Annotated in this window: 14 protein-coding genes; 5 read left to right on the top strand and 9 right to left on the bottom strand. The window is 62.6% G+C overall.

All coding sequences use genetic code 11. The annotated features are described in order from the left end of the window. Positions 1-23: 23 nt before the first annotated feature. Entirely contained in the window at positions 24-869 is an 846-nt protein-coding gene (locus tag B0G75_RS04875) for a transketolase (RefSeq protein ID WP_106301172.1), read from the top strand. Further along, positions 866-1867, top strand: a complete 1002-nt coding sequence (locus B0G75_RS04870) for a transketolase family protein (protein ID WP_106301169.1) — start codon at positions 866-868, stop codon at positions 1865-1867. Before B0G75_RS04875 ends, B0G75_RS04870 begins: the two co-directional genes overlap by 4 nt. Before the next feature lie 114 nt (positions 1868-1981). On the opposite strand, the gene B0G75_RS04865 is transcribed toward B0G75_RS04870, so the two are convergent. Together B0G75_RS04865 and B0G75_RS04860 are read right to left on the bottom strand one after the other, a co-directional pair. After that, positions 1982-2314 (bottom strand): DUF2322 family protein, encoded by a 333-nt coding sequence (locus tag B0G75_RS04865; protein ID WP_106301166.1) that lies wholly within the window; start codon positions 2312-2314, stop codon positions 1982-1984. A gap of 86 nt (positions 2315-2400) precedes the next feature. Beyond that, entirely contained in the window at positions 2401-4317 is a 1917-nt protein-coding gene (locus B0G75_RS04860) for an SMP-30/gluconolactonase/LRE family protein (RefSeq protein ID WP_106301164.1), read from the bottom strand. 315 nt (positions 4318-4632) lie between these two features. On the opposite strand from B0G75_RS04860, the gene B0G75_RS04855 reads away from it, so the two are divergent. Continuing rightward, positions 4633-6306: a cyclic nucleotide-binding domain-containing thioredoxin-disulfide reductase gene (locus B0G75_RS04855; RefSeq protein WP_106301162.1), complete on the top strand. Its 1674-nt coding sequence runs from the start codon at positions 4633-4635 to the stop codon at positions 6304-6306. Positions 6307-6336: 30 nt separating this feature from the next. Here the strand turns inward: B0G75_RS04855 and B0G75_RS04850 are convergent, their stop codons facing one another. The 4 genes from B0G75_RS04850 to B0G75_RS04840 are packed head-to-tail and all read right to left on the bottom strand — an operon-like array spanning position 6337 to position 8897. After that, positions 6337-7662, bottom strand: a complete 1326-nt coding sequence (locus B0G75_RS04850; RefSeq protein ID WP_106301159.1) for a HAMP domain-containing sensor histidine kinase — start codon at positions 7660-7662, stop codon at positions 6337-6339. Beyond that, positions 7659-8399, bottom strand: coding sequence for a response regulator (locus B0G75_RS04845; RefSeq protein ID WP_106301156.1), 741 nt, complete (start codon positions 8397-8399; stop codon positions 7659-7661). Before B0G75_RS04845 ends, B0G75_RS04850 begins: the two co-directional genes overlap by 4 nt. 7 nt (positions 8400-8406) lie before the next feature. Then, entirely contained in the window at positions 8407-8529 is a 123-nt protein-coding gene (locus tag B0G75_RS41165; protein ID WP_258194222.1) for a hypothetical protein, read from the bottom strand. Next, entirely contained in the window at positions 8526-8897 is a 372-nt protein-coding gene (locus tag B0G75_RS04840) for a GFA family protein (protein WP_012426489.1), read from the bottom strand. Before B0G75_RS04840 ends, B0G75_RS41165 begins: the two co-directional genes overlap by 4 nt. Positions 8898-9106: 209 nt before the next feature. Between B0G75_RS04840 and B0G75_RS04830 the strand changes: the two genes are divergently transcribed. Both B0G75_RS04830 and B0G75_RS04825 read left to right on the top strand, forming a co-directional pair. Beyond that, positions 9107-9673 carry a thioredoxin family protein gene (locus tag B0G75_RS04830; protein WP_106301150.1) on the top strand — a complete coding sequence of 189 codons (567 nt, stop codon included), beginning with the start codon at positions 9107-9109 and terminating at the stop codon, positions 9671-9673. 213 nt (positions 9674-9886) lie between these two features. Then, positions 9887-10138 carry a DUF4148 domain-containing protein gene (locus B0G75_RS04825; RefSeq protein WP_106301147.1) on the top strand — a complete coding sequence of 84 codons (252 nt, stop codon included), beginning with the start codon at positions 9887-9889 and terminating at the stop codon, positions 10136-10138. Between the two features lie 148 nt (positions 10139-10286). On the opposite strand, the gene B0G75_RS04820 is transcribed toward B0G75_RS04825, so the two are convergent. The 3 genes from B0G75_RS04820 to B0G75_RS04810 form a co-directional block, all read right to left on the bottom strand. After that, entirely contained in the window at positions 10287-11141 is an 855-nt protein-coding gene (locus tag B0G75_RS04820; RefSeq protein WP_106301144.1) for a helix-turn-helix transcriptional regulator, read from the bottom strand. A 133-nt stretch (positions 11142-11274) separates the two neighbouring features. Further along, entirely contained in the window at positions 11275-11943 is a 669-nt protein-coding gene (locus B0G75_RS04815) for an OmpA family protein (protein ID WP_106301141.1), read from the bottom strand. A 48-nt stretch (positions 11944-11991) separates the two neighbouring features. Next, positions 11992-12756 carry a flagellar motor protein gene (locus tag B0G75_RS04810; protein WP_012426485.1) on the bottom strand — a complete coding sequence of 255 codons (765 nt, stop codon included), beginning with the start codon at positions 12754-12756 and terminating at the stop codon, positions 11992-11994. Positions 12757-12809: the final 53 nt, after the last annotated feature.

Below are 12809 nucleotides of genomic sequence, written 5' to 3'. Positions count from 1 at the left end.
CACGACTGATCACAGGAGACAACATGAACAGTCCAGACCGCGTACCGACGGCAACCCTTGCCGAGCACGCTTACCGTATCCGTAGAAACGCGCTGTTGATGGGTGAAGTGCAGGGCCAGGGTTATATCGGCCAGGCGCTCGACATCGCCGACGTGCTCGCTGTCGCCTACTTCGGCGCGATGCGCTACCGGCCGGACGATCCCGATTGGGAAGAGCGCGACCGCTTTCTCCTGTCGAACGGGCATTACGCGATCGCACTGTATGCGGCGCTATTCGAAGCCGGCATTTTGCCCGCCGAGGAACTCGAAACCTACGGCAGCGACGACAGCCGTTTGCCGATGTCGGGCATGGCGAGCTACACGCCCGGCATGGAGATGTCCGGCGGCTCGCTCGGCCAGGGCTTGACGATCGCGGTGGGCCGGTGCCTCGGATTGAAGCGCAAAGGTTCGAAGTCGTTCGTGTACACGCTGTTCTCCGACGGCGAACTGGATGAAGGCGCGATCTGGGAAGGCTTGATGTCGGCGAGTCACTGGAAGCTCGACAACCTGATCGCAGTGGTCGACGTGAACAACCAGCAGGCCGATGGTCCGTCGACGCAGATCATGGCGTTCGAGCCGCTCGTCGAAAAACTGGAGGCGTTCGGCTGGTTCACGCAGCGCGTGGACGGCAACGATATCGCCGCCGTGGCCGCCGCGTTCGATGCGGCCCGCACGCATCCTGAAGCGCAGCCGCGCATCATCATCGCGGACACGCGCATGGGTCGCGGCGTGCCGTTCCTCGAACAGCGCGAGAAGAACCACTTTATTCGCGTCGATGCCGATGAATGGCAATTGGCGCTGGAAGCACTCAAAGAAGGGAGACAAGCATGAGCAACGCAACCGCGAGCAAACCGCGCCTGAAGACCTCCGCTATGATCGCGTCGATCGCGAGCGAAGGACAGGTCACACGTTCCGCACCCTTCGGCCACGCGCTGGTCGAACTGGCGCGGCAGAAGCAGAACGTGATCGGCATGACGGCCGACCTCGGCAAATACACCGACTTGCACATCTTCGCCAAGGAATTTCCGGAGCGTTTCTACCAGATGGGCATGGCCGAGCAATTGCTGATGGGCGCGGCATCGGGATTCGCGCATGAAGGCGCGCAACCTTTCGTCACCACCTATGCGGTGTTCGCCACGCGCCGCGCGTATGACTTCATGCATCAGGCGATCGCCGAAGACAACCTCGACGTGAAGATCGTCTGCGCGCTACCGGGTCTGACGACCGGCTACGGTCCCAGCCACCAGGCCGCGGAAGATCTCGCGCTGATGCGCGCGATGCCGAACATGACCGTGATCGATCCCTGCGACGCACTCGACATCGAGCAGATGGTGCCCGCGATCGCCGCGCATAAGGGTCCCGTCTATGCCCGGCTGCTGCGCGGCAACGTGCCCGCCGTACTCGACGAATACGACTACACGTTCGAGCTTGGTAAAGCGAAGCTGCTGCGCGACGGCACCGAAGTGCTGGTCATCTCGTCGGGCATCATGACGATGCGCGCACTCGAAGTGGCGAAGGCACTGGAAAGCGACCGGATCGGTGTAGCCGTGCTGCATGTGCCGACCATCAAACCGCTCGACACGGAAACGATCGTGCGCGAAGCGAAGCGCTCAGGACGTCTCGTGGTGGTGGCCGAGAACCACACGGTGATCGGCGGTTTGGGCGAGGCGGTCGCCGCGGAATTGATGCGCGCGGGCGTAGCGTGCCACTTCCGGCAAGTCGGATTGCCCGATGCGTTCCTCGATGCCGGCGCGCTGCCGACACTGCACGACCGCTACGGCATTTCGACCGCCACGATGTCCGAGGCGATCAAGGGCTGGTTGAACTGAGCGTGTCGTGTCTTGATGGACGACGCCGGCATGCTGCGGCGTCGCTTCATCGGTACGGCGCGACCGAGCGGACCGACTCGTCCGCAGCGCTACGCCGATGATAAACAACTCACTTCAGCCGGCGGCGACCACGTCGATCCGCAAAGCTTCCGCGCCCGCGGCAATCGCGAGCAGGATGTCGACGTTAGGATGCGCGCCCGGGCGATTGCGCGCATCGGCCGTGTGCTCGGCAAACACGACGAGGCCGTGCTCGGCCGCTTTGGCGTCGAGTGTGCCGAAGGTCTGCTGCAGGTAGTTGTACACCGCCAGCGAACCCTGCTTGCCCGGCTTGTTCTCGATGCTGGCCACCACGGCGCCCTTGCCATCCACCAGATCGATACGCGCGATTGCGCCGATACCTGGCATCTGCGCGACGTTGTCCTTGAATACGTTGCCCGGTTGAATCATTGAAACCACTCCTTGTGTTCGAAAAATTTGCGGCGCGGGCGTATCTTATCCGATAGGGTGGCATGCCATACCGATGCGCACGGCCGTCACGGCGTCCAGCGATACACCACGATGCTCGACCCGTTGTAGTTGTCTTTCGTGATCACGTACTCGCCCGCCGCCCTCAGATACGCACGCAGGCCGTACATCGAATCGACGTCGTTGCCGACATCCACGGTGCCCGGACTCGAATTGATCAGCGTAGTAACGAGCTGGCCGGTAGTGAGATTGAAGGCGTCGATATTGGGCACTGTGTGCACGTAGCCGACGAACAGATAATTGCCCGCCGCCGTGATCGACTTGGGATTGGCGCTGGTGAGCGCGATCACCGGATCGGGCCGCGTGGTGTTGCCCGCGCTCCAGCCGTGATAGACCTCGATGCGCGACTGCATGGCGGTCCAGTCCCAGCTTCCGGCGATGCCTTGCGCGAGGATCATGGTGTCGCTCTCCGCGAGGTAGAGGATGCGCGTGAGCGGCCGTATGCTCTGCGGTATGGAGATCGTGACCGCCGGGCCCCATGACGGTTTGCCGTTGCCGTCGAAGCCGCTGAGCGGATAGTGATAAATGTGATTGGTCCGGTCCAGACCGGCCCACACGTCGCCTCTGCTATCGATGCAGAAGCCGCCCGTGACCTGCACGTTCGTATTGAACGCCGCCCCCGGAATCGACGCGTCCGGTATCGCAATGTAACCGCTCGCCGGGTTGAAATGAAAGAAGTAGAAGATGCCCGGGTTCTGCCCGGATGCCACCAGAATCCGGTTGCCGCCGACCGTGACGAGCTGGCCGAAGTGTTGGCCGCGCTGCGTGTCGTTCATGTTCAGGCGCGGATCGGACGGATACGTAAAGGGATCGACCGTGTTCGCGACGAAGGTGCCGCCTGCCGTGCCGGTGTAGATTTGCATGCCGCTGTAGAAGTAGGCGGCGTCCGTCGATGGGTCCGGCGCGGCGATCGCCTCGAAGTTGAGCGACTGTAGCTTCCATTCGAGGTTGCCGGCGCTGTCGTACGCGTGAAGGTCGGTAGCGCCATTGCGGCCGAGATCCCAGCCGCCGCCCCACGGATTGTTGAGCACGTACAGATTGCCGGCAGCGTCCTTGCCGACGCCGACCACGCGTGTGAAGCGCTTGTCGCCCACCTGCCCCTTGATGCCGCTGGTGGTGTCGAGATAACCGCCCTGAATTCCGAACGTGCCGGCGAGCGTCGGCGTGCCCGCGATCGTGTAGCGCTTGATGTTCATGTCCGGCCCCTGGTCGCCGACCATGAGTTGGCCGGACGCGGCGTCGAAATACAATGCGGAAGGCCGCGACGCCGCCGGCATCTGAATCGTATTCAGCAGCGCGCCGGCCGGACTGAACTCGACGATCGTGCCCGCGCTCTGCTGCGCGACCCACAGGTTGCCGGCGCTATCCAGCGTGAGCGCGCCGGGGCTCGATACCTTGATGTCCTGCTGCCAGACGCCGTCGGTCGTAAACACACGCACGCGATTGCCGAAGAAGTCGCTTGCATACAGCAATGAGCCCGCGGTCGCGAGTCCGGTGATGACATCGGCATGCGGTATCGACGTCCATACGCTGACGGGGATGATCAGGTCGCGCGTTTGCTTGACCCGGTTGTAGCGTCCCACTGACCCGCTGCCGAATGACCTGTTGTATTGCAACGCTGCGAAAATCGACGTGGCATTGCCGGTAATGGCGCTGCCCTGGAAGTCGGCGTGCGTGCCGATCGAGCCGAGGCTCCGGCCATTCTGATAGATCGCGACGCCGCCCTCGTTCTCGTCCCACAACGAAGCCGTGTAGATCACGCCTTCGGGCGCGACCCACAGCGAGCGCGCGGTGTTGCCCACGTGCGCGGCGAGCGTGCCGAACGTATTGCCCAGCCAGTCGGTGGTGTATTGCGCGTAACAGGTCTGCGCGAACATCGTGATCGCCGCGCATAGCAGCGCGGCACGCAGGCGGTGCTGGACCATGAATGATGCTCCCCGAACAGTCGTTCCTCGTCAATGTACCTCGCCAGATATGAAATGTCGGTGATTGGTATGAAGATATGTTCGGGTACAGTGATTAAACCATGCAGCGTGCATGTAAAAGGAAAATGAGCCGCCCGCCAGCAAGCGGAACACCCCTGTTTTTCGCACTTTACCGACCGCCAATCTCAGGCGCACAATCTCTGCGGACAGGACGGTCCGCCGTCTTTTCCGATCAATCAGATCGTTCGCGCCGATGCCGCATCCGGCCGCGAGTTCAACCAGGGCGCAATACGCGCCCTCCATTCGGAACGCTCCATGGGCAATAAATCGTCAAGCAGACCCGAAGACCTGGTGGCGGGCGGCAGCCGTCATCATCAGATTTTCCCAAGGCTCAATGAAAAACAGTTTGCCGTGCTCGAACGATATGGTGAACGCAGGCGGCTGAAAGCGGGCGACGTTCTGTTCACTGAAGGGGACCGGCACATTCCCATGTTCACTGTCGTCTCCGGCACGATCGAGGCATCGCGAGGCGCCGGAGACAAGCACCACGTTCTCGGCACGCATGGCCCCGGCAGCTTCACCGGCGAAGTGGGAACGCTCGCGGGCCGCGGCGCGGTCGCGACGGCACGCGCCACCAGCGATTGCGAAGTGATCGTGATCGACGAGGAATCGCTGCGGGCGCTCGTCGTCGCGGAAGCCGAACTGAGCGAAACGATCATGCGCGCCTACATCCTGCGGCGCGTCGCGTTCATTCAGGATCAGCACGGCGGCACTCTGGTGATCGGCAGTTCGGCTTCGTGGAGCACGCTCGTACTGCGGCATTTCCTGAGCCGCAACGCGCAGCCTTTCGCGTACTTCGATATCGTCGAGCACGAGGAAGCCAAGGGCTTACTTGAACGTTACGACGCGACCGAAGCCGACATACCGGTGATCGTCACCCTGCAAGGCAATGTGCTGAAGCAGCCGACCAACCGCGCGGTGGCCGATGCGATCGGCCTGAGCCCCGACCGGCTGAACGGCGAACGGTTCGACGTGGTCGTGGTCGGCGCGGGACCGGGAGGCCTCGCGGCCGCGGTGTACGCGGCGTCTGAAGGGCTACGAGTCGCGGTGGTCGACACCAAGGCTCCGGGCGGGCAGGCCGGCACCAGCTCGAAGATCGAAAATTACTTCGGATTCCCGACCGGTATTTCAGGGCAAGCGCTTGCCGGACGTGGGTTGTCTCAATGCCGCAAGTTCGGCGCGGAAGTCGGCGTACCCATCGAAGTGCTTGGCATCGAATGTGAGAACGCGCCACCCTTTCACTTGCGCCTCAATTACGGCGAGCATGTCTATGCCAACGCTGTCGTCATCGCGACCGGCGCGCGCTATCGGAAACCGCAGTTGCCCCGCCTCGAAGAGTTCGAAGGACGCGGCATCTATTACAGCGCGACCTATATGGAAGCCGCGTTCTGCAACAACCAGGAATTGATCATCGTCGGCGGGGGAAATTCGGCTGGGCAGGCCGCGGTGTTCCTGTCGGGATTCGCGCGTCACGTGCATATCGTGATTCGCGGCGACGGACTCAGCGCGAGCATGTCGAACTATCTGATCCGGCGCATCGAGGCGGCGGCGAACATCAGCGTTCATGTGCGCACGCAAATCGTCGAACTGAGCGGCGAGACACAACTCGAATCGATCAAGTGGGACAGTGAAGGCCACATCGAGGAGAAACCGATCCGCCATGTGTTCCTGTTCCTTGGCGCGCAACCAAGTACGGGCTGGCTCGGCGATTGCGTCGCGCTCGACAAACACGGCTTCGTGCTCACGGGTCCCGATGCAATGCCGCAGTGGTCGTCGGACCGCCCGCCGCATTATCTGGAGACGAGCCGGCCCGGCATCTTCGCGGTGGGCGACGTGCGCAGCGGCTCGGTCAAGCGGGTCGCCGCCGCTGTCGGCGAAGGAGCGGCCGCGATTCAATCGCTGCATCAATATCTGGCGCTCAACCGCTGAGGCCGGGCGCCTGATGGTTCGCGACGGCCGTTACGCCTTGCGCAGATTCCTCAACGTCAAGCGGGCTTCCAGACCGCCGCCGGAACGGTTGTGCAGCGTGAGGGTCGCGTCCATCGCCATGGCCAGTTGCCGCGCGATGGCGAGGCCAAGCCCCGTGCCGCCCGTATCGCGATTGCGTGACGCTTCGAGCCGGTAGAACGGCTCGAACACTGCTTCCAGCGACTCGGCCGGTATGCCGGGGCCACGGTCGAGCACTGCGATCGCTGTCTCTCCGCTGGGTAAAGTAGCCGCCGTAATCTCGGCGGCGCCGCTGAACTTCAGCGCGTTGTCCACCAGGTTGCCGAGTATGCGGCGCAAGGCCTGCGGACGCGTCACCAGCGAATTGCCGAGCCGCCCTTCCAGGCTGACCGCCTGGCCGGCGTCTACATAATCGCAGACGAGGCTGTCGAGCAGTGCGTCGGGATCGACACGGCAAGGGACTTCAGTCGCGCCGTGCAGCGTGCGCGCGTACGTCACGCCCTCCTTCACCAGGCTTTCCATTTCCTGCAGATCCTGGCGCAGTTTCGCGCCTTGGGTGTCGTCGTCCATCACGTCGACGCGCAGGCGCATGCGCGTGATCGGCGTTTGCAGGTCGTGTGAAATTGCCGCCAGAATCTGCATGCGTTCGGTCATATAGGTGGCGATGCGATCCTGCATCGCGTTGAAGGCGCGCGCGGCGCGCGACACTTCCGACGGCCCGTCCTCCGGCAAGCGCGCCGCCTTCAGGTCCGGGCCGAGCGTATCTGCAGCAAGCGCCAGCTGATGCAACGGTCGCGTAGCGACCCGCACCGCCAGCCAGCAACACGCGGCGAGCACCGCCAGTTGCAACACCAGCACGAGCGGCAGCCAGCGCGACAACGGCGCGCCCGACATGGGCCGCATATCGATGGTCAGCGGCGTGCCGTCGCTCAATTGCAGATGCACCTGCAAGCGCTCCCTGTCGCCGGGAACGCCATTCACCGTCAGCGGATAGCGCCTGCCGATGCCGTCCGCGATGGATTGCGCCACACGTTCGGACAGATGCGCGTCGATCGGGCTGCCGGCAATGCCCGGACCCAGGATGAACTCATAGCTGCGTCGCGCGAGCCGCGGCAACCACTGCGCGCGTTCGTTCGGCGGCAGATGATCGAGCAGCGCCACCGAGCTGCTCACTTCCCGCTCGATGTAACCCATCATCACGTTGGTCATGGTCTGGTCCCGCTCGGTCAGCGTGATCCAGAACGACAAGGTCTGCGCCAGCGCGAGGCCGACGAACAGAATCAGCGCGAGCCGCGCGAACAGCGTGCGTGGCCAGTGCAGCCAGGACCAGCGGTTCATTGCGGATCCTCGATGGCCGTCACCGCTGAGGAAAACACATAACCCTCGCTGCGCAGCGTCTTGATGTAACGCGGCTCGCGCGCGACATCGCGCAAGCGTTGACGCAGACGGCTCACCATGAGATCGATCGAACGGTCGAACTGATCGGCCTGGCGGCCCTGTGTGAGGTTGAGCAGTTGATCGCGCGTCAGCACCCGCTGCGGATGATCGAGAAACACGCGCAGCAAGCGGTACTCGGCGCCGCTCAGCGCGACCATGGTGCCTTCGGCATCCAGCAGATGACGCACGGTGGTGTCGAGGCGCCAGTCGCCGAAGGCCAGCATCGGCGCCGATTCCGTCACCTGCATGCCGGGCGGCAGCATGCGCGCGCGCCGCAGCACGGCGCGAATGCGCGCGAGCAACTCGCGCACGGCGAAGGGCTTGGGCAGGTAGTCGTCCGCGCCCATTTCCAGTCCGACGATACGGTCCGCCTCTTCGTTACGGGCCGTCAGCATCAATACCGGCACTGCGCGGAACTTGCCGGCGCGCAGTTCGCGGCACAGCACGAGACCGTCCTCGCCGGGCATCATCAGATCCAGCACGATCAGATCGGGCGCGCCCTGCTCCAGCGCCGCGCGCATCTGCCGCCCGTTCGCCGCGAGCGACACGCGCATGCCGTTCTTCTCGAGATAACCGGCCAGCAATTCGCGGATGCCGCGGTCGTCGTCGACAATCAGTACGTGATCGATGGTTTCCATCAATGCATCATCTCTTTTGGCGTTTCAACTGCACCCGGCTCGCAGCCATCAATGAACACTGCACCGGATGCGCCAGTTCGGCGGCAAGGCCGCCGGTCAGGAAGACGACGATAGCCAGCAGGCGTTTCATGCGTCCTCCAGCACGGAGAGGCTCGCGCCGTCCGCGACCCCTGCTTCCAGACTATACGGATCGACGCCTTCCAGGCAACCGATGTTGACTCGCCACGACTGCGGGTCTTTACGCGTCTGATGAAACGGATAGATGCCGCAATGTTTGCAGAAATAGTGCCGGGCCACCCGCGTGTTGAACTGGTAGAGCGTCAACGAATCTTCGCCGCTCAGGATCTTCAACTGGCTTGCCGGGAACAGCGGCGTCATCAATGCGCCCTTGCGGCGGCACAGGCTGCAGTTGCAGCGGCCGGCCGGGGTGATCGGGCTACGTACTTCGAATTTAACGGCCCCGCAATGGCAGGATCCGTGCAGCAAGTCGGCGCTCATGGTGCTCTCCGTGATTTGGCAATGCCTGCTTTATAGCCTGGCTCGCACGGGGAATTGTGTCGCAGTGTATCTGGACCTCGTACAGATACACAACATTGCACCACGCGGTTTGGGCGACACATGCCAGATACCTGCGGACGCTTCAATACAGTCATTCGCGGCCGATACGCGAATTGCCGCTTTTAGCCTCTTCCTGAAAGGACCCTGACATGCTCTCCGCATCCAAGATCAAAACGCTTGCCGTCGCAACCGTGATTGCCGCCGCAGCCGCGAGCGGTATTGCCGCCTTCGCTGGTTCGCCCGAACCGGGCGCGAGCGTGCCCGCGCTCGGGACCAACGCGGCGGCTCCCGACTTCACCGGCATTTCACAATGGCTCAACAGCGATCCGCTCACCTTGCAGCAACTGCGCGGCAAGGTGGTGCTGGTCGATTTCTGGACTTACACCTGCGGCAACTGCATCAACACGCTGCCTTACGTGAAAAGCTGGAATCAGAAATACAAGGACCAGGGGCTGACGGTGATTGGTGTGCATACGCCCGAGTATCCGTTCGAGCGCGACACCGACAACGTGAAGACCGCCATCAAGCGCTTCGGCATCACTTATCCAGTGGCGCAGGACAATCGCTATGCGACCTGGAACGCGTACAACAATCAGTACTGGCCGGCTTTCTATCTGCTCGACAAGCAAGGGCGCATTGTCTACACGCATTTCGGCGAGGGCGACTATGCGAAGACGGAAGCGAAGATTCAAGCCCTGCTCGCGCAACAAGGATAGCCGCGGGTTCGTATCGGAATGTATCCGAGAATGGCGGCGATACACGACATTGCAATTCGCCGTTTTTCCGACACATGCGAGATACACCCGCGCGGTTCAATACATCACCGCCGCTTCTCTGACGAGAGTCGCATCGCAGCAAGTCCTGGTCGACCTCTGCTCTTGCGTTCAGATCCGCGGACGTCTCTTATCCAACCGTTCAAGGAGAACGATATGAAAGTTTCCATGATTGCTTTGACCTTTGCTGCCTGCGTGATCGGAAGTGTTGCTCACGCCGCGGTTCCGGCGCCCTCGACCGCTAGCGTCGATTCTTCGCAGATCGCACAGGCGGCTCAGCCGCAATGGTCCGCGAGCACGGACAGCGCCGCACGGAAAACGCGTGCACAGGTTCGCCAGGAACTCGTGCAAGCCGAGAAGGATGGTCAGCTCGCCAATCTGAATCGTTCGCTTTATATGGGTAGCTGAGTGACCGTTTGGCGTTGACATCGGCGTCACGCGGAGCGCTTCGGGCGCTCCGCGTGACGTGGGTGCCCGGTGATCTGCCGGGCCGATGCCCGTTTGAATTCATGCCCGCGAAGACGTCTTGCAGCAGTTTTGAACTGACCCGCGTTCGTCACGCAGCTTGAGTGGTTCGCGCGATGAGCGCTTCCACGGCACGAAGGTCCGCGGCTGAGGCCGGCGCAAAGACGACCAAACTCAGACCGTCGCCGCCATCCACGGCGAAGGCCGAATACTCGAGCGTGATCGGTCCCGCCTGCGAGTGGCGCAGCCGCTTGATTCCAATCCAATGGCTGCGCACGTCGTTCTCCGCCCAAAGGCGCCGGAAGTCCGCGCTGCTCGCCTGCAGTTCGGCGACGAGCGCCGCGGCTTCCGCAGACCCGCCGATGCGCGCGATATCGATGCGAAACACGGCGAGCGCGGCACGCGCGCTTTCCTCCCAGTCCGGCTGGCTTTCACGCACTGCCGGGTCGCCGAACAGACGTCTGAGCACGTTGCGCTCGCGCGCCGGCACAGCTGCGTAGTCGCCGAGCACCGCCACCGCGGCCGCGTTCCAGGCCACGACGTCCCACGTCGGCGTCTTCACGATGGCGGGACTGCTGGGCATGCCGTCCAGTACTCTCTGCAAAGCCGGCGTGACCTGCTGCGGCGCGAACGGGCCGAGCGGCGGCGGCCGCTGCTGGGCCAGCAGGAACACCATCTCGCGGCCAGCGGCGTCGAGTTCGAGTGCACGGACGAGCCGCTCCAGCACCTCGTTCGAAGGTAAGCCGCCACGCCCCTGCTCGAGCCACGTGTACCACGCGACGCTGACGTTGGCCCGCGCCGCCACTTCTTCGCGCCGCAAACCCGGCGTACGACGCCGGCTCGGCGCGTCCGGCCCCGGCTGTAAACGCGAGCGACGATCGCGCAGGAAACTGCCCAGTGAAGTGCATGCAGCACCGAGCGGATCAGGCGGAGTGTTGACGGGCATAAAGGATCTCGACAATTTTTTCGTGCGTCGGAATCCGTGTCGTTGCGGCGACGCTACTGTCGATACTCTAGCGCGAAATGGGTGCCCGGATCCCGCGAGGCGCGCATTAGCGCCTTACTCCACCCGCGCAAACTCAGTACTCGACGAGAATCGTCACGCGACGATTCGCGGCGCGCGCCACCGCGTCGTCGCCGATGATCAAAGGGAAATTGTCGGCCCGTCCGATCGCTGCCATTCGGTGCGCCTCGATGCCTTTGTCCGCGAAAAAGCGAACCACAGCGCCGGCCCTTGCGGAAGACAGCTCCCAATTGGATTCGTATTTCGCTGTCGAAATAGGCACATTGTCTGTGTGACCTTCGACGAGAATGTTGTTCTTCGACCGCTCGCGCAGCACGCCGGCAATCTGAGTCAGCACGTCGAATGATTCCGGCAACAAACGCGCGTCGCCCGAGGTGAATAGAATTTTAGCGTTGATGGCGATTTCCACGCCTTGCGCCGCGTTTGAAATCGTAATCTGGCGATTGTCTCGAAGCGGCTCCAGCAGAGAAAGGAGCTGCTTCTTCGACGCATCCGGCGTAGCGGGCGCCGCCTCTTTCACCACATGACGCTCCAGCGCCTTGATTTCGAGTTCTCTGGTTTTGGCCAACTGCAGCACATAGAGCGCAAGGAACAACACCATCAGCGTGGTGATGAGGTCGGAGTAAGAGATCAGCCAGCGCCCGGACTCTGCCTCGCCGTCGTCGGCGGCGTCATAGCCGGTCTTGTCCGCCGTGAGGCGCTTGTTACCCGAGGAGGTGTTCATATCCGAAAAGTTTGCGCCCGAAATTACGTATGATTGCCGTCAAGCACACTAGCCCAGCAACTCGGCCGATCTTTCCCGCACGTCACCCGCGAGCCGCGTCTCGATAGTGTGAGGCGACTCCTTGCGCGAGATCGCGAGCAGACCGTCAAGATATAAGCGCCTGAAGCGCAATTCGCTGTCCACCTGCGCCCTGATCTTTCCATACAACGGCAAAAAGACCAGATTAGCCAATGCAAGACCGTATAGCGTCGCGACGAAAGCCACCGCGATACCTTGTCCGAGTTGCGCCGGCTCGAGCATATGACCGGTCACCTGAATCAGACCGAGCACCGCGCCGAGAATGCCGAACGTCGGTGCGTAACCGCCAGCCTGTTGCCAGATGCGCGCGGCCAACATGTGATTGCGCTCATACGCATCCAGTTCTCGCTGCAAGGCGTCTTCCAGCACGGCCGTGGACACACCGTTTGCCAGCAACTCCAAACCTCGTTTGGCAAACGGATTAATGCCGCCCGCCTCGATCGACTCGAACACCAGCATGCCGTTCAGTTTGGCCTGATCGCCCCATTCGAGCAGGACGGACAGGCTCTCGCGATCGACCTGCCGCGCCTTCACAAAAGCAAGGCGCAGTTGCTTGATGCCGTCGAAAAACCTTGCCCAGGTGTTCTGAATCATCACCGCGCCGAAAGTGCCGCCCAGAACGATGACGAATGCCTCCAACTGAAACAGCGAAGTAAAGTGCCCGCCTTCGAGCGAGAAACCCGCGACGATCGCCGTCACGCCGAACACTGCGCCAAATAGCGTCAACAGATCCATATGTCCTCTCGAATGGCCGGCCGCGGCTTCGAACCCCGAAGCCGACGCGGCCT

Source organism: Paraburkholderia sp. BL18I3N2 (assembly GCF_003001875.1).
Lineage (GTDB): Bacteria > Pseudomonadota > Gammaproteobacteria > Burkholderiales > Burkholderiaceae > Paraburkholderia > Paraburkholderia phytofirmans.
This window is presented reverse-complemented; position numbering and strand designations above follow the sequence as displayed.